The organism is Corynebacterium sp. MSK044 (assembly GCF_030232825.1).
Classification (GTDB): Bacteria; Actinomycetota; Actinomycetes; order Mycobacteriales; family Mycobacteriaceae; genus Corynebacterium.
Genome location: NZ_JASPJJ010000002.1, coordinates 16952 through 41494, shown reverse-complemented (window position 1 = coordinate 41494; position 24543 = coordinate 16952). Strand labels below are relative to the sequence as shown.

General features: G+C 58.5%; 20 protein-coding genes. 1 reads left to right on the top strand and 19 read right to left on the bottom strand.

Translation table 11 applies throughout. The annotated features are described in order from the left end of the window. The 18 genes from argH to infC all read right to left on the bottom strand — a co-directional run bounded on the left by argH (position 1) and on the right by infC (position 19114). A complete protein-coding gene (argH, locus tag QP994_RS01715; protein ID WP_284865146.1) occupies positions 1-1437 on the bottom strand; it encodes an argininosuccinate lyase in 1437 nt (478 codons plus the stop codon). Between the two features lie 51 nt (positions 1438-1488). After that, positions 1489-2691 carry an argininosuccinate synthase gene (locus tag QP994_RS01710; RefSeq protein ID WP_284854895.1) on the bottom strand — a complete coding sequence of 401 codons (1203 nt, stop codon included), beginning with the start codon at positions 2689-2691 and terminating at the stop codon, positions 1489-1491. A 68-nt stretch (positions 2692-2759) separates the two neighbouring features. Next, positions 2760-3278 (bottom strand): arginine repressor, encoded by a 519-nt coding sequence (locus QP994_RS01705; RefSeq protein WP_284854896.1) that lies wholly within the window; start codon positions 3276-3278, stop codon positions 2760-2762. 1 nt (position 3279) lies between these two features. Continuing rightward, positions 3280-4230: an ornithine carbamoyltransferase gene (argF, locus tag QP994_RS01700; RefSeq protein ID WP_284854897.1), complete on the bottom strand. Its 951-nt coding sequence runs from the start codon at positions 4228-4230 to the stop codon at positions 3280-3282. 3 nt (positions 4231-4233) lie between these two features. After that, positions 4234-5445, bottom strand: coding sequence for an acetylornithine transaminase (locus QP994_RS01695; RefSeq protein WP_284865288.1), 1212 nt, complete (start codon positions 5443-5445; stop codon positions 4234-4236). An 8-nt stretch (positions 5446-5453) separates the two neighbouring features. Further along, positions 5454-6422: an acetylglutamate kinase gene (gene argB / locus QP994_RS01690; protein WP_284854898.1), complete on the bottom strand. Its 969-nt coding sequence runs from the start codon at positions 6420-6422 to the stop codon at positions 5454-5456. A 16-nt stretch (positions 6423-6438) separates the two neighbouring features. Continuing rightward, positions 6439-7599, bottom strand: coding sequence for a bifunctional glutamate N-acetyltransferase/amino-acid acetyltransferase ArgJ (argJ, locus tag QP994_RS01685; RefSeq protein ID WP_284865145.1), 1161 nt, complete (start codon positions 7597-7599; stop codon positions 6439-6441). Between the two features lie 60 nt (positions 7600-7659). After that, on the bottom strand, positions 7660-8703 hold the full coding sequence (gene argC, locus QP994_RS01680; protein ID WP_284865144.1) for an N-acetyl-gamma-glutamyl-phosphate reductase: 1044 nt from the start codon (positions 8701-8703) through the stop codon (positions 7660-7662). A gap of 84 nt (positions 8704-8787) precedes the next feature. Then, complete coding sequence (pheT, locus tag QP994_RS01675) at positions 8788-11298, bottom strand: phenylalanine--tRNA ligase subunit beta (protein ID WP_284865143.1); 2511 nt, start codon at positions 11296-11298, stop codon at positions 8788-8790. A gap of 27 nt (positions 11299-11325) precedes the next feature. Beyond that, positions 11326-12375 carry a phenylalanine--tRNA ligase subunit alpha gene (gene pheS / locus QP994_RS01670; RefSeq protein ID WP_284865142.1) on the bottom strand — a complete coding sequence of 350 codons (1050 nt, stop codon included), beginning with the start codon at positions 12373-12375 and terminating at the stop codon, positions 11326-11328. 175 nt (positions 12376-12550) lie between these two features. Continuing rightward, positions 12551-12874 carry a cupin domain-containing protein gene (locus QP994_RS01665; RefSeq protein WP_373277169.1) on the bottom strand — a complete coding sequence of 108 codons (324 nt, stop codon included), beginning with the start codon at positions 12872-12874 and terminating at the stop codon, positions 12551-12553. 48 nt (positions 12875-12922) lie between these two features. Then, the gene (locus tag QP994_RS01660) at positions 12923-13738 is read right to left on the bottom strand and encodes a class I SAM-dependent methyltransferase (protein WP_034662933.1); all 816 of its coding nucleotides are present in this window, start codon (positions 13736-13738) and stop codon (positions 12923-12925) included. Between the two features lie 59 nt (positions 13739-13797). Then, positions 13798-14610: a TrmH family RNA methyltransferase gene (locus tag QP994_RS01655; RefSeq protein WP_284854903.1), complete on the bottom strand. Its 813-nt coding sequence runs from the start codon at positions 14608-14610 to the stop codon at positions 13798-13800. 36 nt (positions 14611-14646) lie between these two features. After that, positions 14647-15825: a hypothetical protein gene (locus QP994_RS01650; RefSeq protein WP_284865140.1), complete on the bottom strand. Its 1179-nt coding sequence runs from the start codon at positions 15823-15825 to the stop codon at positions 14647-14649. A gap of 194 nt (positions 15826-16019) precedes the next feature. Beyond that, entirely contained in the window at positions 16020-17606 is a 1587-nt protein-coding gene (locus tag QP994_RS01645; RefSeq protein WP_284865139.1) for a S8 family peptidase, read from the bottom strand. A gap of 317 nt (positions 17607-17923) precedes the next feature. Then, positions 17924-18307, bottom strand: coding sequence for a 50S ribosomal protein L20 (gene rplT, locus QP994_RS01640; RefSeq protein ID WP_284854906.1), 384 nt, complete (start codon positions 18305-18307; stop codon positions 17924-17926). Between the two features lie 59 nt (positions 18308-18366). Continuing rightward, positions 18367-18561 (bottom strand): 50S ribosomal protein L35, encoded by a 195-nt coding sequence (gene rpmI, locus QP994_RS01635; protein WP_034662973.1) that lies wholly within the window; start codon positions 18559-18561, stop codon positions 18367-18369. A 31-nt stretch (positions 18562-18592) separates the two neighbouring features. Further along, on the bottom strand, positions 18593-19114 hold the full coding sequence (gene infC / locus QP994_RS01630; RefSeq protein WP_284855105.1) for a translation initiation factor IF-3: 522 nt from the start codon (positions 19112-19114) through the stop codon (positions 18593-18595). Between the two features lie 412 nt (positions 19115-19526). Between infC and QP994_RS01625 the strand changes: the two genes are divergently transcribed. Further along, complete coding sequence (locus QP994_RS01625) at positions 19527-21566, top strand: DUF2339 domain-containing protein (RefSeq protein WP_284865138.1); 2040 nt, start codon at positions 19527-19529, stop codon at positions 21564-21566. On the opposite strand, the gene uvrA is transcribed toward QP994_RS01625, so the two are convergent. Continuing rightward, positions 21563-24412: an excinuclease ABC subunit UvrA gene (gene uvrA, locus QP994_RS01620; RefSeq protein WP_284865136.1), complete on the bottom strand. Its 2850-nt coding sequence runs from the start codon at positions 24410-24412 to the stop codon at positions 21563-21565. The two genes, QP994_RS01625 and uvrA, sit on opposite strands and share 4 nt — an antisense overlap. Between the last annotated feature and the right edge of the window lie 131 nt (positions 24413-24543).

The following is a 24543-nucleotide window of genomic DNA, read 5'->3' as shown; positions in this document are numbered from 1 at the left end:
TTAGTTGCCGCGTGGGCTCGTTTGAGCCCACGCGCGTGCTTGCGCATTTGCCTCATCAACACGCTCACGCTGCTCCACCACACGAACACCGGCGGTGCCACCGCGGGTTGCACGGGAAGCCACGGCACCATCGATCGTGAGCACCTCACGTACCTCAGGGGTGAGGCGCTTATCCACGCTGGCGAGCTCCTCATCCGTCAAATCAACCAGATCGACGCCGCGGGATTCCGCGATGCGGACGCAGGCGCCGGACGTCTCGTGGGCTTCACGGAATGGCACGCCCTGGCGCACCATCCACTCTGCGAGGTCCGTTGCAAGGGTGAACCCTGCCGGAGCGAGTTCCCTCATGCGATCCTCGTGGAAAACGAGGGTGGAGACAAGACCAGTCATGGCGGGCAGGAGGATGCGCAGCTGATTGACTGAGTCGATGATCGGCTCCTTGTCCTCCTGCAAGTCACGGTTGTAAGCCAGTGGCATTGCCTTGAAGGTGGCAAGAAGACCGGTGAGGTTACCAATGAGACGACCCGACTTACCGCGGGCAAGCTCAGCAACATCCGGGTTTTTCTTCTGCGGCATGATCGATGAACCGGTCGACCACGCATCATCAAGCGTGATGTAACCGAATTCCGGTGTGGACCATGCGATGATCTCCTCGGCCAAACGGGAAATGTCCACACCAATCTGCGCGAGGACAAAAGCCGCCTCCGACACGAAGTCACGGGAAGAGGTGCCATCCAGTGAATTATCCGCGGCTGAGTCGAAACCGAGCTCCTTGGCGATGGCCTCTGGGTCGAGCTTCAGCGAAGATCCTGCGAGTGCACCGGAACCGTACGGGGAGACCGCGAGGCGCTTGTCCAGGTCGCGGATGCGCTCGAGGTCACGCAACAAAGGCTGAGCATGAGCAAGTAGCGAGTGTGCAAGCAGGATTGGCTGCGCTGCCTGGAAGTGGGTCTTGCCCGGCATAATCGCATCCGGGTGTGCGGCAGCCTGCTTGCTCAGGGCTTCCACGAGGTCGGTGACATCGAGGGAAACAGCACGCACAGCATCGCGCAGCCACATACGGAACATGGCCGCAACCTGATCATTGCGGGAACGGCCCGCACGCAGGCGTCCGCCGAGTTCCGGTCCAACCCGATCAATGAGGCCACGTTCCATCGCACCGTGGACGTCCTCATCGGAAGGTTCCGGGCCGAAGGATCCATCAGCCACATCACGGCCCAGCTGATCCAGGCCGGCGAGCATTGCCGCTAAGTCAGAATCGGTCAGAAGGCCCGCGCGGTTGAGCACCTTCGCGTGGGCCTTAGAAGCCAACACATCGTAGGGTGCGAGAATCCAGTCGAAGTGAGTGGACACGGACAGGGCGAACATAGCCTCCGATGGGCCACCAGAGAATCGGCCGCCCCAGAGTGCGCCTTCATTCGTACCGTGCTGTTCCATTCTTATCTCCCTTTCCTCGCGCCCTATTCCTCGTGTGCTTGTCCGTTTTATTTACTTGCCAGCTTCGCGGTCGCGCTTGTTAGCAATCTCGGAGGACAGGCCGTGCAGCTTGACAAAGCCCTTGGCGTGGGACTGGTCGAAGGTATCGCCCGTGTCGTAGGTAGCCAGGTTGAAGTCATACAGCGAGTGACTGGAGCGACGGCCATTGACTGTGATGGAACCAGCGTGCAGCACCATGCGGATATCGCCGGTGACGTGCTCCTGGGTGGACTCGATGAAGGCATCCAGGGAACGCTTCAGCGGACCGAACCAAAGGCCGTCGTAGACTTCCTCGGACCAACGTGCGTCGATAAGCCTCTTGTAACGCGCAAGCTCACGCTCAACGGTGACGTCCTCGAGAGCCTCGTGTGCGGTGATGAGTGCAACTGCGCCTGGTGCCTCGTAAACCTCGCGGGACTTGATACCCACCAGACGGTCCTCGACCATGTCCAGGCGGCCCACACCCTGGGCACCAGCGCGACGGTTCATCTCCTCAATGGCCTCGAGCACGGTAACCTTGCGGCCGTCGATGGCAACTGGCTTGCCACCCTCGAAGGAAATGATCACTTCATCCGGAGCGTTGCCCAGTGCCGGATCCTCGGTGTAGGCATACAGGTCCTTTGTCGGCGGGTTCCACAGATCCTCTAGGAAACCAGTCTCCACAGCGCGGCCCCACACGTTCTGGTCGATGGAGAACGGGGAGGCAGCGGACTGCTCAATCGGCAGATCCTTGCCCTCGGCGTACTCGATCGCCTTGTCGCGGGTCCATGCGTAATCACGCGCCGGAGCGATGATCTCCAGGTTCGGATCCATGTTGACAAAGCCGACCTCGAAGCGGACCTGGTCATTGCCCTTGCCGGTGCAACCATGTGCGACGTGGGTGCCACCGTGCTCCTTGGCTGCCTCAACGAGGTGCTTGACAATGAGCGGGCGGGAAATCGCAGAGACCAGCGGGTACTGCTTCATGTACATGCCATTGGCCTTGATGGTGGGCAGGCAGTACTCCTCAGCGAACTCATCGCGGGCATCCACGACGATGGACTCCACCGCACCACAGTCAAGCGCGCGCTGGCGGACGGACTCCATGTCCTCGCCGCCCTGGCCGAGGTCCAGGGAAACAGCAACAACCTCACCGCCGGTCATCTCGGCGAGGTACGGGATGGCCACGGAGGTGTCCAGGCCGCCAGAATAAGCAAGAACGACGCGATTCGTCATATGTTTTCAGGGCTCCTTAGCTCTGTTGAATGCTTTGTAAAGATCAATAAAGACTGTATGACAGCGTACTACCCGGCTCCGGGCTCATCGCCGTCGGAATGCTCCTCGCGGTCCCCCATGAACTCCTCGGCTAAGTCTTTACCCGTGAGGGGTTCTCGGGCCAGTACAAACACCGTGTCATCCCCCGCGATGGTACCCACCACTTGGTCGAGCGCGACGCGGTCAATGTAGCTGGCCAAGTATTGGGCGGCACCGGCCGGGGTGCGCAGCACGGCGATATTGCCGGTGTGATCAACGGACACCACGAGCTCAGCGAGCATACGGCGCAGCTTGTCCCGCGGACCCTTCGGTGAGGCTTGGAAGGACTGCGCTTCCTCCCCCACCGCGTAGTAGGAACGGCCACCACCGGTGGGACGGACTTTGCGGGCACCCAGCTCATCCAAGTCGCGGGACAGGGTGGCCTGGGTGATGTCAATGCCTTCGTCCAGAAGCAGCTCCGACAACTGCACCTGGGACGAGACCCGAGTGTGATCCAAGATGGCCAGGATCTTTGCCTGGCGCACGGTGCGTGAGTTTGGTGTGGTCATGTCACTGGTTCTCCAACAGCCAGGTGAGCAATGCCTTCTGTGCATGGAGACGGTTTTCCGCCTCATCGAAGACGCGCGACTGCGGGCCATCAATCACCTCAGCGGTGACCTCACTTCCGCGGTACGCCGGCAGGCAGTGGAGGAAAATCGCGTCCTTGCCAGCACGATCCATCACAGCCTGGTTGACCTGGTACGGCATGAACGGCGTGCGGCGATCCTTCCCGTCTTGTTCCATGCCCATGGACACCCACGTATCCGTGATGATCACATCGGCACCATCGACTTCAGCAAGATCCGTGGATACCGTTACCGTGGCACCGGTCTCCTGCGCGCGAACCTGCGCTCGGTCCACGAACTCCTGCTTGGGCAGGAAGCCCTCCGGCGCCACGATGGAAATATCCATACCCGCTGTAGCGAAGCCAATCATGTAGGAGTTGGCCATGTTGTTATCGCCATCGCCAAGATAAACGGCTTTCTTTCCGGCGAGACCCGCAGCACCTTCCTCTGGGCAGAGGTTCTCAATGATGGTCTGCAGATCAGCCAAAATCTGACAGGGGTGCAAGTCATCGGACAGCGAGTTGATGATGGGCACGGTGGCACCCTGTGCCATCTCGAAGAAATTGGAGTGCGCGTAGGTGCGCCAGACGATCGCGGAGACATAGCGCGACAAGGTTGCACCCGTGTCCTGGAAAGTCTCGCCTTTACCCATCTGCGAGTTACCGGTCTCCGCCACGATGGGGAATCCGCCAAGTTCCGCGATACCCGTCATGAAGGAAAAACGCGTACGCGTGGAGGTCTTGTCAAAGAGCACGGCCACAGATTTCGGCCCTTCAAGCGGACGGTAGGCGTAGCGGTCCTGCTTCATCTTCGCCGCCAGCCCAAGCACTTCTGCCTGTTCAGCGGGCGAAAGATCATCATCAGCCAAAAAATTTCGTGGTGCTGCGTGAATCATTATTTATTCTCCTTCAGCTTCCGCGCGGAGACACTCCGCCAAGGTTGTTGCGAATGCGTCAACTGCCGCATCCAGTTCTTCATCCGTGATGGTCAGTGGCGGGGTCAGGCGCACCACGTTGTCGGTCGGCGCGTTGAGGATCACGCCATTTTTCAGCCCTTGCGCCACCATCTTCTTCGCCACAGGTGCTTCCACAACAACGCCGAGCATGAGCCCGCGGCCACGCACGTGGTCAACGCCAGATAGCTTTTCGACGCTCCGCGCGAGCTTCTCCCCCTTCGCCCGCACCGTCTGGCAAAACTCATCGTGGACCACACCGAGCACCGCCTGCGCTGCGGCGCAGGAAATCGGGTTGCCGCCAAAGGTCGTCCCGTGGGAACCGGGAGTGAACAGCGTTGCTGCCTTGCCGCGGGCAATCACTGCGCCGATGGGCATTCCGCCAGCCAGGCCCTTCGCCATGGTGACAATGTCCGGTGTAATGCCTGCTGCCTGGTGCGCAAAGAAGTTGCCCGTACGGCCAACACCCGTTTGCACCTCATCAACCACCATGAGGATTCCATACTCATCACACAGCGCACGAACATCTTCCAGGAAGCCCTCCGGCGCCGGAATCACACCAGTCTCACCCTGGATCGGTTCCAGGAAAATAGCGGCTGTGTTGGCAGGATCTTGCTCGACGAGTTCACGGAGGTTCTCAATGTCCCCATAGGTGTAAAACTCCACGCCAGGAACGAGCGGCTCAAAAGGCTTCTGCTTGGCCGGCTGCCCGGTCAAAGACAGCGCACCCATCGTGCGGCCATGGAAACCGTGCACCGCGCTGAGCACCCGCGTCCGCCCGGTCAAACGCGAGAGCTTGAACGCCGCCTCATTGGCCTCTGCACCGGAGTTGCAGAAGAAAACCCGCGCTTGATCATCACCAAAGCGCACACGCAGTTCTTTCGCCACTGCCAACGCTGGCTCAGAGCCAAAAAAATTGGAGATGTGCCCAAGAGTGCGCACTTGCTTTTCGACGGCCTCTACCACCGCCGGATGCCCATGTCCCAGCGAGTTGACAGCAATGCCGGCCAACATGTCGATGTAGGTTTTGCCATCCGCATCCGTCACCGTAGCACCATCACCGGACACCAGGTGCAATTGCGGGGTGCCATAGGAATCCATGAACACACCCGACCACTCGGCCAGTGCCTCCGCGTTAGTACGCGAAAGGTTCGTCATTGAATCGCTCACTGCATATCGTCCTTCCTGAACACGGTGCCATCCGGGTAGTTCTCACGCTCATAATCGTTGGGCAACACCATCGTTCCAATGCCGCCCATGGTGAGCAGCTCCAAGAGAACTGAGTGCGGAATGCGCCCGTCAATGACGTGTGCTGCTGCCACTCCCCCGTTGACTGCCGTCAGGCACGCTTCCATCTTGGGAATCATGCCGGAATCAAGATTCGGCACAATCTTCTCCAGCTCACCCACCTCGATCTTGGACAGTAAAGAATCCTTATTCGGCCAGTCGGTGTACAGGCCCTCAACGTTGGTGAGCACCACGAGGCGCTCTGCGTTCAAAGCAGCAGCAAGCGCACCAGCGGCGGAGTCTGCATTGATGTTGTACACATTCCCATCAGCACCAGGCGCAATGCCGGACACGACGGGGATCCTGCCCGCGTCGATAATGTCCATCACGGCTGCCGGGTTCACATCGACGATTTCACCGACAAGACCGATGTCCGTCAGCTCACCGTCAACCTCAACGAGTCGCTTCTCTGCGGTGAACAAACCAGCATCCTCACCTGAGGTGCCCACCGCGTACGGACCATGTGAGTTGATGCGCCCCAAGAGGTCACGCCCCACCTGGCCGAAGAGGACCATACGCACAACGTCCAGGATCTCCGGTGTGGTCACGCGGAAACCACCAACGAATTCACCACCGTCAAGCCCCAGTCGTCCCAGCATGGTGGTGATCTGCGGGCCACCGCCGTGCACCACCACCGGCTTCGCGCCCACGGTGCGCAAGAAGACCATGTCGGCGGCGAAGGCTGACTTCAGGTCATCGTCGATCATGGCGTTACCGCCGTACTTGACCACCACGATCTTGTCGCGGTAGTGCTGAAGCCACGGTAAAGCCTCCGCCAACACCTGTGCGCGGTCTTGGTTAGTCAGACCGCGGGTCAATTCTGCTGCTGCATCCATCTTGCTGCTCATTTTCTATCACTCAACTCTACGTCGAGTACTCGGAGTTGATTTCCACGTAAGCGTAGGACAAGTCCGTGGTGCTCACCGTTGCCTTACCCGGTCCACCGGTGCCCAAATCAACATTGACCTGGATATCGATACCGCTCAGATCAACCTCGCGGGCACCCGGTGCACCGGTACTGCCTTCACACACCGGGTGGCCGTTGAAGTAGACGCTGATGTTGTCCGGATCCATGTCGGCATCAGCCATACCGACGGCTGCGAGGACACGGCCCCAGTTCGGGTCCGAGCCGAACATTGCGCACTTGAACAGGTTGTCCCGGCCAATCGTGCGTGCTGCATTGAGTGCCTGCGCATCAGTAGTGGTGCCTTCCACGGTGATAGACACGCGCTTGGTCACACCTTCAGCATCAGCCTGAAGCTGGTGCGCCAAATCACGGCTGATCTCTAGGATCGCATCAGCTAAATCTTCCGCAGTTGGGGTCACACCAGAAGCACCAGAGGCCATAGCAACCACGGTGTCATTGGTGGATGTCGTGCCATCAATATCCAGGGTGTCAAAAGTGACAGCGGTTGCTGCACGCAATGCACGATCCAGGACCTCCGGCGTCACCAACGCATCAGTAGTAATGCAGGTGAGCATCGTGGCCAAAGACGGCGCCATCATGCCCACGCCCTTAGCCATACCGCCGACGGTCCAGCCGCCACGCACAACAACTGCTTCTTTTGCCACGGTATCCGTGGTCATAATCGCCGTAGCTGCTGCTGTGCCGTCGTCACCGAGGGAGGTACTCAGCTCATCAATGCCACCGCGCACAATGTCCATCGGCAGCAGATCTCCAATACGCCCCGTGGAGCACACAGCAACATCGGATGCAGCGCTACCAAGAGCTGCAGCGGCGTACTCCTGCATCGCCACAGCATCCTCATCGCCTTGGCGGCCGTTGCATGCATTCGCATTGCCAGAGTTGAACACCACTGCCTTGAGCGAACCATCGGCAACAGCCTTACGCGTCACCTTCACGGGCGCGGCCACGACCTTGTTGCGCGTGGTCACAGCAGCCGCTGAATATTCCGGGCCGCTGTTGACCACGAGGGCCATATCAGGATTGCCCGAAGGCTTAATGCCGGCAGTCACTCCTGCGGCCACAAAACCTGCTGGGGCAGTTACGCCTGTGGTTGCCATAGTGAACGGACTCTCTTTCAGTAGTGAATATGTAATGAACAAGTAGTGAGTAACTAATAGTTAGGGCGCAACGGCTGCACGTGGCAGACCATCGGTCTCCTCAAAACCGAGCGCAATATTCATGCACTGCACTGCTGCGCCACCAGTGCCCTTAGTCAAATTATCGATGGCCGAGGTGATCACCAGAACACCGGCACCCTCGTCCACCTCAACCTGGATGTGGCACATGTTGGAACCGACAACATTCTGTGTCTGCGGTTGGATGCCCTGCGGGAGCAGGTACATGAATGGCTCATCGGCATAGAACTCGGCATAAGCCGCGCGCGCTGCTTCCTCAGTCACATCACCATTCAAGGGCGCGGTGATCGTAGTGAGGATTCCGCGTGGCAGCGGTGCGAGGACCGGGGTGAAACTCACCGTGACTTTTTCATCGGTGACCTCACTGAGGTTCTGGACCATCTCTGGGGTGTGGCGGTGCTTGCCAGCAGTGTTGTAGGCCTTGAGCGAGCCCATGGTCTCCGAGCCGAGCAAGTCTACGTTGGCTTTCTTACCGGCGCCGGACACACCGGTTACGGAGACCACGTTCAGGTTAGGAATAACCAAGCCCTCAGCAACAGCAGGAAGCGCCGCTAGCGTTGCCCCGGTAGGGAAACAACCGGGAACCGCAATACGACGTGCAGCCGCAATCTGTTCACGGTGACCGGGAAGCTCCGGGATGCCATAGGGCCAAGAGCCGGCATGCTCACTGCCGTAGTACTTCTTCCAATCATCCGCATTGCGCAGACGGAAATCAGCAGCGCAGTCCAAAACAAGCGCGCTTTCCGGAAGGGCCGCACCGATCTCCGCGCTGAAGCCGTGTGGAAGACCGAGGAAGACAACATCGTGGCCGGAGAGAACCTCCGTGGTAGTTTCCTCAATCGTCTTATCGGCCAGCTGCGGAAGATGCGGCAGCACTACTGCTGCACTTTGACCGGCATTTGAATTGCCGGTCAACGCACCGATACGAAGCGTGCCATCAAGGTACCGCGGGTGGTTGAGCAGCAGGCGAAGAATTTCGCCACCGGCATAGCCAGTAGCACCCGCCACAGCGACAGAAATAGTCATAGCGGTCAGGCTACTCACCCAAGCGGCCAAATGTAAACTATTCCGTGAGTTTCATTTTATAAATTTGTGGCGGGTGCCTCTCAGCTAAGCGCGCATTTGTGCGCCGAACTGCTTTTCAGCAGCTTCTGCTGCAGCAAGACGACCGGCCGAGGCCTCATCATCTGTCAGCGTGCGGTCAGGCGCACGGAAGATCAGACCAAAAGCCAGAGACTTCTTGCCTTCGCCGAGGGACACGGACCGGTAGACGTCGAAAAGCTCCACTGCCTCGAGCAGCTCGCCAGCACTTTCCTCAATCGTGCGACGAACGGATTCAGCTGGGACTTCCTCGTCCACAACGAGCGCGATGTCCTGGTGAAGAGCCGGGAAGGAAGACAGCACCGGTGCCGGCAGTGTCTGGTTGAAAGGCACCGCCGTGAGGTCAATCTCCATTGCACAGGTGTGCTCCGGCAGGTCGAGTGCTTCGAGCACCTGCGGGTGAAGCTCACCGGCGTAGCCGACGACAACGCCGTCAACGGAGAGCTTTGCGCAACGTCCCGGGTGCCACGGAAGGTGCTCAGCGGACTCAATGTCCAGGCTCACACCGCACGCACGCGCGACAACCTGCGCGGACTCAATCGCATCAGCCCAGGTGTATGCACGGCCATCGCCCCACGGACCTTCGAGCTCAATATTGCCGATGGCCACGGTCGCCGCATGCAGGTGCTGTACCGGCAGCGAGGACACAAGTTCCTCTACAACCGCGTCGCTTGGACGCGATTCAACGCTCGGCATCGGCGATTCATCAGCGGTCTTCTCCGCGGTTTGTGCCACGGAGTACAGGCTGAGGTCATGGCGACCACGGGCGACATTGCGGCCGACAGCTTCCAGCATCGCCGGCAGCAGCGTGGTGGCCAGCACTGCATAATCCGCATCAAGCGGGTTCTGCACAGCAACGGTATTGCGGCGCGGATCGTCTGCATCCAGGCCCCACGTGTCCAAAACGGTGTTGGACATGAACGGTGTCGGGATGATCTCCACGTAGCCCGAGTACGCCAACGCGTGCGTCACTGCACGGCGACGGCGCTGCTCCGGGGAAAGACCACGACCACCACGCGGGGTGGGCAGCACCAACGGGATGTCATCCAGTCCCTCCAGGCGAACGATCTCCTCAATGAGCTCCACAGGCTCATTCAGATCCGTACGCCACGTCGGTGGTGTGACCACGAGGACATCGCCGTTATCGGCAATGTCGCAACCAACCTCGTGCAGGCGCTTGATCACGGTCTCCTTCGAGTACTCCACGCCAATGAGCTCAGACGGATGCGCCACGCGCAGGTTGACCGGATGACGCTTCTGAACAGCACCTTCAACCAACGTGCGCTTGTCGGAGATGGCCCCGCCGGCGATCTCCACCAGCAAAGCACACGCCATATCCAGCGCTACCTCAATGATGATGGGATCGACGCCACGCTCGAAACGTCGAGAAGCTTCCGAGCTCAACTTGTGGTGACGTGCGGAACGGGCAACGGTAAGTGCGTCCCACGAAGCGGCCTCGAAGTAGACATTCGTCGTCCCGTCGCTGATCTCCGAGGTCGTACCACCCATGATGGCTGCGAGCGACTGGACGCCATTGTCATCGGAGATGACCACATCATCCGGAGTGAGCGTGCGCTTGGTGTGATCAAGGGTTTCAAACACTTCCCCACCCTGCGCATTGTGCACGCGCAAACCACCGGCAACCTTATCCGCGTCAAACGCGTGCATCGGCTGGCCGAGCAGAAACATGACGTAGTTGGTCACATCGGTGGCAGCGTTGACAGAACGCACACCAGCCAGCATGAGCACGCGCTTCATCCAGAACGGTGCCTGCGCAGTTGGATCGATGCCCTCAACCTTGCGCAGGCCAAAACGCTGGACCTTCGCGGACTCCTCCAAGGTGATCGGAATGACTTCACCCGTCGGCGCCGGGACACCGGAAACATCGATACCCGCAACGGACGGATCATCGGCCATATCTTTGTACTCAAGATCAAACGCGGATGCGACCTCGCGGCCCAAGCCCCGCGCGGACAGCGCGTAACCACGATCCGGAGTGACATTCACCTCGAAGATCGTGTCCGGACCACCGAGCACCTCTCGCGCATCCTGGCCCAGCCTACCGGCACCTTCAGGGAGCACGATGATGCCATCACTCTTGGATGCGAAGCCAAGCTCAGCTTCAGATGCCATCATGCCGTTAGAAATGTGACCGTAGGTCTCACGCGCGGCGATCTCAAAACCACCCGGCAGCACAGCACCCGGCAGGGACACCACAACGTAGTCACCCTCCTTGAAGTTGCGCGCACCACAGATGATGCCCTGCAGCTCACCTGTGCCATTCGCCTTGCCGACGTTCACCTGGCAGTACCGAATCGGCTTCCGGAACTCCGTGAGCTCCTCAATCTCCTCTACGCGACCGATAACGAGCGGACCGGTTGTCTCCGGCAGGGGTTCGTAGCCCTCGGTTTCAAAACCGACGCGCACGAAACCAGCGTCCAGCTCCTCCGCACTGACGGACCAGCTTGGGTTACCAACGTTGTTCAGCAGGGACGTCAACCACTTCTGAGAAATCAGCATTTTCTACTCTCCTTAGACCTTTCCCTGCTACGCCTGAACACCAAACGGCTGTGTAAAGCGCACATCGCCTTCAACCATGTCCCGCATATCCGTCAGACCATTACGGAACTGCAACGTGCGCTCAATGCCCATACCAAAGGCGAAGCCCTGGTACTCATCCGGATCAACGCCAACCGCGCGCAGCACGTTCGGGTTGACCATGCCGCAGCCACCCCACTCGATCCAGCCGGCGCCACCCTTCTTGTTCGGGAACCATACATCCACCTCAGCGGATGGCTCCGTGAACGGGAAGTAGTTGGTGCGAATGCGTGTCTTCGTCTCCGGACCAAACAACACCTTGGCCAGGTGATCCAGCGTGCCACGCAAGTGCGCCATGGTCAGGCCCTTGTCCACTGCAAGTCCTTCCACCTGATGGAAGACCGGCGTGTGCGTGGCATCAAGCTCATCCGTACGGAAGACACGGCCTGGGCAGGCAATGTAGATCGGCAAGTCACGCTCCAGCATCGTGCGCACCTGGACTGGCGACGTATGCGTGCGCATCACCTGACGCGAGCCTTCCTTGCCCACGTAGAACGTGTCCTGCAGGGTGCGCGCCGGGTGATCCGGAATGAAGTTCAGTGCGTCGAAGTTGAAGTACTCCGCTTCAACCTCCGGGCCTTCAGCAACTTCCCAACCCATACCGATGAAAATGTCCGCGATCTGCTCACTCAACGCGGTGATCGGGTGCATCGCACCCGCCTGCGCACGCGCGGTTGGCAGCGTGACATCCACCTTCTCCGCACGCAGCTGCTGCTCTCGGTGTTCCGCTTCTCGCTCTGCATGCAACTGGCCGTAACGCTTTTCTGCACGCCCACGCGCCATGTTCACAAAACGGCCAGCATCCTTACGCTGATCCTTCGGAATCGAACCGAGCGACTTTCGGGCTTGCATAATCGGCGACTGCTCGCCCAAGTGCGCGCGCTTGGCCTCTTCAAGCGCCGCCAGGTCCGCGGCTTTTTCGAACGCCGCGATAGCCTCGTCCGCAGCCCGATTCAGGTTCTCCTCGGTCAGTTCAATTTCGAGTTTGTCAATGCTCACTGCACACCCGCACCTTTCCACTTCGGCGGCATCACAAAACGTTCACAAGCATACCCGCGGGTATTCGGCTGTCTCCTAGGAGGATAAGTTGTGCGTGCATCTATACAGTGCGGACTCTGGGCGCACGCCGAATCTCGTGCTGTTTTGTGGTCATGAGCGTGACAACCACCCCTTTTTAAACCGCCGTAGGACGGTTCAACATATACAGCACCATTTTTGCCGGGGTCAGTGCTTTAACAGCGTGCGGTAGGCGCGTGGTGAAATGCACCAAACCGCCAGGACGCAGTATCACCGTTTTACCGTGGGCAGTAATTTCCAGTTCACCCTCTAGGGCCTGCACAATCACTGGCATCGCAGCGGTGTGTTCTGAAAGTTCCTCCCCTTGATCAAACGAGAACAACACCACGTTGACGCCCTCGGCACGCAGGAGCTTGGTCGATGTGATCGAGTTTGGGGAATACTCAACATGCTCCGCCATATTTTCGACGTAACCAAGCATGGCTTCTGGCACGTGTTCGTGTCTGCTCATGAATCTAATCTCCTTCTTTTACACGCTGCCATCGGGTTTTCGAGCGATGATAGCGATGCCGGTGAGATTGTCTCGATATTCATTAAAGGTTCTACGCATCTCCAGTACACGGTGACGCAAATCCCTATCCCGCACTACGTTACGCAAAATCCGAAAAACTCCGCCAAAACCTTCATCTGCAAGATTGCGGCGCATTGACAGTAGGGCCATCGGCTCAGTTCCAACCCATTCAATGTCAAAACCCGACTCCTCCAACAATCCACACCATTCTCGGCGCGTAAGTGGGCGAGCATTCACGCGGATCGTTTTCGCTAGGCGCTTCCGCAACTGATCAGCGAGTTCTGCATCAATTGTGTCGGGGGTGAGTCCCAGCTCATGGATCGCATACAAACCACCTGGCTCCAGCAAACGGAACGCTTCAGCAATAATCGCGCGTTTGCCTTTCTCACCTTGCATTGTCAGCATCGCCTCACCGACCACCACCTGGGCAGAACCTCTTTCAAGGCCGGTGGATTCGGCACTAGCATTGACCACTGTGCCACGCGATCCCACCACGGACTGCGCGCGTGTCACTGCATCCACATCTTGGTCTACACCGACATAGGACGCGATGTCCCGTTCAAGCATGATGGTGGCAGTTCGCCCCAACCCAGGCGCGAATTCCACCACCCTTTTATCCTGCAGTTCTGCTGCATCCAACAAACGATTCGTCAGCTTCAAACCACCAGGACGCAAAACGCGCTTCCCAGCTCGAGCGAGCACCCAATGGCCTGCAGCAACGTTGGTCGATCTGTCGCTCTGCGGTAATGGCGGTTGACTTCCATTCGTTCCCATGAGGCCAACCTTACAGCCGAAACTTAGGCTTGCCTACCCTTATATCTGTGCGATAAGGATCACCTCTCGCGCAACGCTTTTGCTGACTCCCACAGGCAAATGGACGCCGCGGTGGACAGGTTGAGCGATTCGGCGGAACCCTTGATCGGGATGGAGGCTGTGTCGTCGGCGGCGGCGAGGACGTCGTCCGGCAAACCGTGGGCTTCATTGCCGAATAGCCAGGCGGTGGGCTTGTTTAGTGCATCGCCCGCATTGGTCAGGTCGAGGTTGCCGTTCATGGTTGTAGCTAACGTCGATAAGCCTGCTGCCCGGAGTTGACCGAGGACTCCCTTGATGTCGCGCTCGCGTGCGACTGGGACATGGAACAGTGAGCCGGCCGAGGAGCGCACGACCTTCGGTGATTCCGGATCGACCGTATCGCCGGCGAAGACAACGGCATCCGCCCCAAGTGCGTCGACAAGCCTGATAATCGTCCCGGCATTGCCAGGATCATTGGTCTCCACGCACACGGCGACGAGCTTGGGGCGACCTTTGAGGATCGAGCCGAGCGTCCACGTGACTGGCTTGCATACGGCGAAAATACCGGTGGTGTGCACGGTGTCCGTGAGCGATTGGGCAGCCTTTTCCGTGATGGCGTGGGTGTACACATCCATGTAGCCGGCGGTGGTGACAATGTCGGCGAAGCGGTCAGCAGCAGCTTCAGTGACAAAGAGGTCCGTAGCGGCGCCGGTGGCCACGGCAGCCTCAACAGAGTTCTCCCCCTCCGCGAGGAAGGCCTTAGCCTTCTTCCTGCCAGCAGCCCGATTCAACTTTGCGGCGTTGACCACGCGCGGGGTGCGTTCAGTGAAAGGTTGGGAGAAATCAAGACTCATGGCAACCAAGCGTATAGCTAGAGCGTTCCGTTCGCGCTAACGTGCTCGCTCCGCGACGGGAGTGCGCTCCAGAATCTCGTCGATTGTGGTCGGGGGCACGACCGTCTTGCGGGCATCCAGGTGAATGAGCTCCCTCATCGCCTCCGTCCACTCGGCGACGATAACGCGCTGCTTCTTTATCCTGGTCTCCAGCTTTCCGCCTTTGACGTTGCCACCACCGACGATCACGAGTACGAACTCGACTTCCCCACCGTTGACTAGGCGCGCAGCGTCTACCAGCGCACAGATCGAGCGGTAACGCGACAGCTCCTCCGACCCCAGGTTCGCATCCACGATGGTGCCGTCCCGCGTCAGGCTCAATGTGCCGTTCCACCACTTAATATCAGCGACAACAACTCCGCCACGGGTGGATATGATTTCGCCCACCCGCAATGAATCTTCCTTTTGTGCCTGCTCGAGGAGTGAACCGAGGAAACGATTCCGCTTCTGTTTTCGCTCGGTGGAGAAATCCAAACCGGAGAAGATAATCGGGTCCACTGCCCGTACTTCATTCTCGTGCGCACGTCTGACGAACGCCTTGCCCCGCGGGAGAACCCCGATGTCATGGCAGATCTGTACCTCGAAGGGCAAAGCGTTCTCCAGATCCAACCCCATCTGCTGCCGGCGATACGTTGCCTCTGCATACGTCCGTGCATACGGGTAGGCGTCAAAACCATTGAATGTGCCACGCTGTGCCTGCTTCACAAGAGGACTTAATGCCTCCAAGCTCCCAGCTGAGAATGCGCGCTGCTTATTCCTCCGGTGGCGGAAACGAAGGTAGTAAAAGAGGGACACCCCAACCACCGCTGTAATGAGACCGGCAAGCAACCACATACCTCGTCCGGCAGCGAGGGTCGCGGCCACGGTGCTCCAGATGACCATGAAACAAAGGTAGACACCGAGGATAATCAGGTAGTATCTTGCGCTGATGAGCCGAAACTGCACCGGGTTATCGAGCCTCCTGGATTCCTCGAATGGATCCGTTGGGTTGAATCGCTCCGGGTCTTTGGCTGCTGCCTGAAAAGCACGCTCAAAGAAAATCCAGGTTCCAGCGGATGGCGGTTGTCCCACGCGCAACGCCATGTGCCCCTTTGCCTTCCCGCTACCGATAAGCTCCACGCCTTCCGTCCCCCACACGGCAGCATGACGTGGCAGACCGACATCATTACAGCACAACGCCCCACTGTCACGGGATGGAACCGGAGCAGCAGAGCGCGGACAAGCGAAAACGGCTTAGGTTCCCTTCAGGGGGTTGACGTCTGATGGTGGGCGATGCAGTACCTAAACAGCTTTTCAAAGCAGCTGACGGAGCACACCACTGCTAGCAGGTGCCCCGTCAGGCTATGGAACTAGATGAATCAAACAGTCATCTATGGGCGGAAAACCCACGGGAACCTAGGCCACGGGTTCAAACCCTCCCAAGGATCCCAGTTATCCCAATCATCCCAGCCGCCTCCCGGAGGTTTCGGCGTGCTTGGTGGCGGAGTTGGAGTCGGTGTCGGTGTAGGAGTTGGTCTTGGCGCCGGATTCCACGGCCAAGGCAAAGGTGCCGGCGGCCGTGGTGTCGGTGGCTGCGGTGTCGGTGGTTGCGGCGCCGGTGGCTGCGGGTTGTTGTCTCGGCCCTGGCTTACCGCCGCTGCAGGATCAACGATGCCTGTGCCACAGCCATTGCAATTACCTCGCAATGGGCGTGTGGTCTCGCGCAGCCTCTGAGCAACCTGATCCGGAGACAGCCTCGGACTTTCCGCGCGAATGAGCGCTACAACACCGGCAACGTATGGTGCTGCCATGGATGTGCCTTGGAGCGAACCATAGGAAGGCTGAGCTGGTTGCTGCCTGCCGGAATTGTAGGTAGCCAAGATTCCGCCACCTTGGTTGGAATCACCACCAGGCGCAGTGACATCTACCGGCGCCCCGTAGTTAGAGTAGCCAGCCTTTTGGTCACGTGGACCGGACGCGGCCACTGTGATTGCCCCACGACAACTAGCCGGAGTAACGTTCGCAGCATTTTGGCTCTCATTGCCCGCAGCAACCACTACTACCGTGCCACGGCTGCGGGCATTATCAATTGCTTGCTGATACAGGCGCGAGCACCTGCCCTGCCCGCCGAGGGACATATTGATCACGGTTGCCGGGTTCGAGTTACGTGGCGCTCCCCGCACTGCACCACCCGAGGCCCACTCGATTGCATCAATGATGTCAGAGGTGTAGCCACCACAAGGACCCATGACTCGCACAGGCTGAATTGTCGCTCTTGGGGCAACGCTGGCTACGCCTTCGCGGTTATCCGTCACTGCGGCAGCGATGCCGGCGACGTGCGTGCCATGCCACGAGGAATTTGTTGAACGGCCACATTGGCCGGGTTGCGTCCAGTCCCCCTCATCACTTGGGTTCGGATCCCATCCATCACCGTCGCGCCCAGTCTGCGGTGACGAAATGAAGTCATATCCACCCCGTACATTCTGGTTAAGGTCGGGGTGGTTTGTAATGCCGGTGTCAAGAACCGCAATGGTTTGCCCAGCACCACGACTGGGCGCATGTGACCACGCGGTCTCAATGCTGGGCCCTACGGAGCCATTCAAAGACCACTGCTGGCGGAAATGTGGGTCATTCACCGCCATTGGGTACATGCGTACATCTTCTTCGATGTAATCAACCTTGCCGCTGGCAAGTGCCTCCTGCATGAAGGTATCCACTTCATGGTCACTCATTTTCTTATCCGCTGCGACAACCGTGGTTCCATCTTCGCGTTCACGGACTTCTGTTACATCTGGTAGCGACTCTTCCGTCGTCGTATTGAGGATTCGCGTGCGCTCCACGGGTGTGTCCACATCATCAGCAAAGTTCACGATGAACTGCGTCGGTGCGTTGTCCTGTTGACTCTGAACGCCAACATCTGGTGCGCCAGAAATCTGCACATCTTGCGCGGACGCCACTGGCGGCTGTACCGAAACCATGAACACAAGGCTCATCGGAACGGCCATATAGGCAAAGCTTTTTCTAGGTTGCAATGACTTCCCCTTCAGTCAGTGTTTCGGTTTCCCCAGCGACCTATCCCCCGTGCTCATATGACGCGAGCATGATCGCTGGCTTCCCACCGTCTCGAGTTGATAACGGGACGGTAACGGAAGCATAACAAACGCGACACTCCCCTACCCCTAAAACCCACCCCCGCCCTTCACCACCCCTAAACAGCACGAAACCCCGTAGCCGGCAAAAAGCCGGGACACACGGGGTTCCGTCGAAAAGCTAGATGCGCAAGCGCATCCAGGGGTTAGGCAGCCTTCGGAGCGTTAACGTCTTCCGGAAGGGCGTTCTTAGCCACCTCGCACAAAGCGGAGAACGCTGCGAAGTCGTTGACAGCGAGCTCAGCCAGGATCTTGCGGTCCACCTCGACCTCAGCCAGCTTCAGGCCGTGGATGAGGCGGTTGTAGGTGATGTCGTTCATACGAGCAGCCGCGTTGATGCGCTGGATCCAGAGCTTACGGAACTCGGACTTGCGGGCGCGACGATCGCGGTATGCGTAGGTATGGGAGTGCAGCCACTGCTCCTTGGCCTTGCGGTACAGGCGGGAACGCTGGCCGCGGTAGCCCTTAGCGGACTTCAGAATCGCGCGACGCTTCTTCTTGGCGTTAACTGAGCGCTTAACACGTGCCACAGTGATACTTCCTTAACTTCTCGTGACGGATGATTTATCTGGGAAAGGCAGGCGCTCGATTAAGCCATGCCGAGGAGGCGCTTAGCGCGCTTGACGTCACCCTTAGCAACGTCGGTGGTGCCGGAGAGCTTACGGCGACGCTTGGACGAAAGCTTCTCGTTCAGGTGGCGCTTACCAGCCTGCTCACGGCGCAGTTTGCCGGAGCCGGTGACCTTGATGCGCTTTGCGGTGCCCTTGTGGGTCTTCTGCTTCATAGTGGTAAATCCTTAAAGGCGGTGAAACGATCTAATTCTTACCCTTGCGAACCGGGCCAAAGACCATGGTCATGTTGCGCCCATCCTGCTTCGGACGGGACTCGACCTGGCCAACCTCCTGGATATCCTCAGCGAGGCGCTCCAGCAGGCGGTACCCCAGCTCCGGACGCGACTGCTCGCGGCCACGGAACATGATGGTCACCTTGACCTTGTTGCCCTTGCCCAAGAAGCGCTCAACATTAGCCTTCTTGGTCTGGTAGTCATGCTCATCAATCTTGGGACGGAACTTCTGTTCCTTCACCACAGTCTGCTGCTGGTTCTTGCGGGCTTCGCGGGCCTTCTGATCCTGCTCGTACTTGAACTTGCCGTAATCCATGATCTTGCACACGGGCGGCTTCGCGTTCGGTGCCACCTCGACGAGGTCAAGGTCAGCTTCGTACGCAAGCTTGCGTGCATCATCGGTACGGACAATGCCAACCTGCTCACCGGACGGGCCGACGAGACGTACTTCCGGAACGCGGATGCGTTCGTTGATGCGAGCTTCAGCGCTGATGAGAACTCCTAGTGTCTAGGGCGGGTATATGGTTCGCTACCGATTCGCCCGTGGGAATTCCCCCTCAAACAAAAACCCACGCTGCCGGTGGCATGCGTGGGAGTTCATCCGAAAACGGCGCCAGCATTATGGCTGCCACCGTTGTTTTGACCCTTAGCCTTCCGGGTTATCGGCGGCATCAGGTGGGAGTAACTCCACTTGCAACCCACGAACCTTTCAAGGCCCGTAGGCGGTAGTGGGTAGAAGATTAGCACTCCCCTGCCACAGCACCAAATCACAACACTCCAAGCCTGTCGCGGGAAGGCCATCGCAGAGACGCTATGTCACAACACAGTAACTATTCAGTCGTGTGCGAAACCTTTTGAACCTAAACGTCGTCTAAGAATAGATAGACATACTTAGGAGGCCCAATATGAATCAACCGCGTGAACAGATTCTTGCGCATGTTCACCGCCAACTCGGTGAGCTCCGTGCTAGCACTGCGCATTCACAAAAGCTTATCGACGATATCCAGGCAACCCTCAACCACCTCAGCCAGGTCAACCCTGCCTCATCTGTGGGTATGGCTGCACCTGAGCCTCCACCGGTTGGAGCACCGCTGCCACCACAGCAGCCCCAACCACAGTTCGCACCACCACCACAGTTCAGTGCACCACCACAACCGGGCCAGGCACCCCCGCCAAGGGAGCCTCTGCTGACTCCGCACCCACCAAAACCGAAGTTGACCACGGAGCAGCAAGTGATGCGATGGGCTGCGGTTGTCGGTTCCATCATCACCTTCGTGGGTGTGAGCTTCGGTATTGGGCTGGCTATTCAAACCGGTCTGCTTGGCCCTGTTGGTCGCATGGTCGGCGCTGCGCTTCTCGCTCTTATCCTGCTGGCCGTGGGCATTCGTGTGGATCTGCGCAAAGGCAAGAACGCTGGCGTGATGGCGCTGTACATCACTTCATTCCTTATTTTCATTCTTAATCTCTTGGATGCCGCGGAAGCCCGAGGCTGGTTGACTTCATTAGGTTTAGTCAGTTCCTTCTTGGTGCTGTGGTTGGTATATCTCGCCCTTGCGCACTGGCGAAAGAGCCCGCAGTTGGTTTTGGCTATGTGCATCATCTTGGTGTTCTACACACTCGGCATGACCAGCTGGGACGGTCTGGCTAATGCTCTTCTTATGGTCGCGCCGGTGGCTGTAATCCTGGTGAGCTGGCTAATGCCCATGTATGTCACCCCGCGTCTTCTTGCCATCGTGCGCGGGGTAGCAGGGCTGCTGCTTGCTTGGCAGATATACGCCGCGACATGGGCCACTGGATCTCGGTTATTCCGCGAGGACACGGGTACACCGATCGACTTTGCTGTCACAATGCCACTCATCGGCCTCGTGCTTCTGGTTCTTGGGGAGATCTTCTTTGGCGCCCCCGGCGCCAAACGTGCCTACAGGATCGTCCCAGCAGTTGTTGCACCAGCTGTTATTTTGATGGCATCTAACACGATGGTTAAGGACGCAGGCGTGTGGCTGCCCTTCATCACTGCCATTGGTGTCACACTGCTCGTCTTGGTTCTTCAGGCGAAGAATAACCCGCAGTTCGTTTACGATCTCATCACCGGTTGGTTCATCGTGCTTCCATTTACACTCAACCGGCCGCTGGCTGCATCCCGCGATTTCACCAGAGAAAACCTCCACGCAGAGGCGATTCCAATCTTCATCTTCCTCGCCCTTGCCATCACTTTGCTTCTATTTATCCACCGCCTGCCCGTGAACACACTTGCTGTGCTTGCCAGCTGGACAATCATGCTCTTCAACGCCATTCTCCCCCTGCTTGTAGGCGCGTTGATCCCGTTTGCTCGCACAGGCTGGTCGTGGTTCGTTTTGTTCGAGGGTCTCATGCTCGTGGCCCTGATCGTTGTAGCAGCAACTCGAAAGGCTGTATGGAGCGGCATGACAATCGGGGCGCGAGGAGTATTTGCCGCCGTTGGGCTTCTACTGGAGATGGTGGCGGTAGTCACCCTCGCAGATGTGACCAAGAATGCCGCACTCTTCTTGTCGGGAGCTCCCACCACACCCACCCTTGAAGCCTCAGAAGGCGGTTTCTACACGGGGCACATGATCGTATCCATCTCCTGGATGGCTGTAGCTTCCTGGCTTCTGCTCAAACGCCCCAGCGCTATGGATACCAAGAATCTACGCAAAGCTGGTTTGCTCATGGCCATTGTGGCCACACTCAAGTTGGTTTTCTTCGACATGGCGGCCATCGGCGGAATCATGCGCGTGATCACCTTCATCGTCTGTGGTCTGATCCTCATCGCGGTTGCCGTCAGGGGCGCACAGCAGGTGGGTGCTGGGGCTAGCAACCGGGCAGGCAACAACCCCTATGCCAACAGCCCGGGGCCGAACATCCCAGCAGCGAGCCCTTCACAGGTGACTAACGCTCCTAGCGGAGCACAGCCCCCTGCGAACTAAACAAGATTGCTCAGGAACTGGCCGGTGAAGGATCCCTTCACCGTGGCCACGTCCTCGGGCGTGCCTTCGGCGACGACGGTTCCGCCGCCCGAGCCGCCCTCTGGGCCCATGTCAATAATCCAGTCAGCACACTTGATCACATCAAGGTTGTGCTCAATAACCAGGACAGAGTTGCCCTTGTCCACCAATCCGTTGAGCACGAGCATGAGTTTGCGGATGTCCTCAAAGTGAAGACCGGTCGTCGGCTCATCGAGGATGTAGATCGTTCGGCCATTGGAACGCTTCTGCAGCTCGGACGCTAGCTTCACGCGCTGAGCCTCGCCGCCAGACAACGTCGTAGCGGATTGACCAAGGCGGACGTAACCCAAGCCGACGTCGCAAAGCGTCTGCAAATAACGATGGATCGACGTGATGGGCTCGAAAAACTCGGTGGCCTCACTGATGGGCATGTCCAGCACTTCAGCGATGTTCTTGCCTTTGTAGCGGACTTCCAGCGTCTCGCGGTTGTAGCGTGCACCGCCGCAGACTTCACACGGCACGTACACGTCAGGCAGGAAGTTCATCTCAATTTTGATAGTGCCATCACCGCGACATGCTTCACAGCGACCGCCCTTCACGTTGAAGGAGAAACGCCCAGCCTTGTAGCCGCGCACCTTTGCCTCCTGTGTTTCAGCAAAAAGATTGCGGATCTTGTCAAAGACTCCCGTGTACGTAGCCGGGTTGGAGCGAGGTGTTCGGCCAATCGGCGACTGATCCACCTGCACTAGTTTGTCCAGGTGCTCGAGGCCCTCCACTTTCTTCACACGGCCGGGGACTTGGCGCGCACCATTAAGTCGGTTCTGCAACGTCTTGGCCAGAATCTGGTTGACCAGAGTGGACTTACCCGAACCAGATACGCCCGTGACAGCGACGAGGACACCGAGTGGAATATCCACCGACACGTTGTCCAGGTTATTCTCCCGGGCGCCAACGACCTTCAGCTGACGCTCCTTATCGCGGGGACGGCGTGAGTCCGGAACAACGATCTCTTTCTTCCCAGAAAGATAGTCACCAGTCAGCGAGTTCTTTGCAGTCAGGATTCCCTTGGGCGGGCCCTGGTAGACCACTTCCCCACCGTATTCACCGGCGAATGGGCCGATGTCAATGAGCCAATCGGCCTCTCGGATCGTGTCCTCATCATGCTCCACCACCACGAGCGTGTTGCCAATATCGCGGAGCTTTTTCAACGTGGCAATGAGGCGTTGGTTATCGCGTTGGTGCAAGCCAATGGAAGGTTCATCAAGGACGTACAAAACACCTGCGAGACCGGAGCCGATCTGCGTGGCCAGGCGAATACGCTGTGCCTCACCGCCGGACAGCGTCCCGGCGGAGCGGGACAGGGTGAGATAGTTCAAGCCGACATCCAGAAGGAAGTGCAGGCGTGCCTGAATTTCACGCAACACTGCGCCGGCAATCATCTCCGCGCGGTACCCCAGGACAAGGTTGTCCAGGTACTCAGAAGCATCCTCAACAGATAGTTCCGTTAGGCCAGCAATTGACTTCTCACCATGCGTTGTGGAATCCAAACGGACAGCCAGAATCTCTGGCTTCAAACGTGCACCTTTGCACGTCGGGCAGGCCACATCGCGGGTGTACGCCATGAAGCGTTCTTTGGTGTGCTCTGAATCAGACTGCTCAATTTTGCGGTGCAGGTAGCCCCGCACGCCTTCAAAAGCAGCCGTGAAAGACCGCTGACGCCCGTAACGGTTCTTGTATCGAACGGACACCTTCGTATCCGTACCGTTGATCAGCGCATCGCGTTGGCTTTTCTTCAAGCTCGACAGTGGCGCTTCCGGGTCAAAGCCCTCCTCCTTCGCCAAAGCGACGATGAGTTTGGCAAAGTAGCCCTTGTTCGGACTAGAGTTCCACGGCTGGAACGCATCCACCGCTGGGGCATCCGGATCCGGGATAACCAAATCCGTGTCAATCTCCGCGCGTGTACCCAAACCATCACACGCTGGGCAGGCGCCAAACGGAGAGTTGAAGGAGAACGCGCGGGGTTCGTACTCTTCCACGCCCAGGGTGTGGCCATTCGGGCAGGCCATCTTCTCGGAAAAGATCACCACTCGTTCCGGGTCATCCGCATCTTTTTCAACCCAGTCGAAGGCCACCAGCCCGTCGGCAAGTTTGAGTGCCGTTTCCACGGAATCGGTGAGGCGCTGCTTCTGGCTTTCCTTGACCGTGAGGCGGTCCACCACCACGTCAATATCGTGCTTGATCTGCTTCTGTAGCTTCGGCGGATCACTCAACGTATACGTCTCACCGTCGACGTTGACGCGAGCATAGCCTTGCGCGGCCAGGTCAGCGAAAAGATCAACAAACTCACCCTTGCGCTTGCGCACAATCGGCGCAAGCACCTGAAACTTGGTGCGCTCCGGGTTTTCCATCACCTGATCCACAATCTGCTGCGGTGTCTGCCGTTCAATCACCGCATCACACACCGGGCAGTGCGCCGTACCCGCACGGGAGTAAAGAAGGCGCAGGTAGTCGTAGATCTCCGTAATCGTTCCCACCGTCGAACGCGGGTTACGGTTGGTCGACTTCTGGTCAATGGACACAGCGGGGCTCAGTCCATCGATGTAGTCAACCTCAGGCTTATCCATCTGCCCTAGGAACATGCGCGCATACGAACTCAAGGACTCAACATAACGGCGTTGACCTTCAGCAAAGATCGTGTCAAAGGCAAGGGAGGACTTGCCGGAGCCCGACAGCCCGGTAAACACCACCATTTTGTCGCGGGGTAGTTCAATGTCTATTCCCTTGAGGTTGTGTTCGCGTGCTCCGCGGACAATCAGCTTCTCAGCCACAGGCAGTGCATCCCCTTGTTGTAAGTTGCTGTTTGGAATGAGGTTGGATCCTCGAACAAAGATACCAACGTTAGCCAACCACCAATCATTCCCGCAGCATCAGCCCACCCAGGAGGCCCACGCCTCATTAA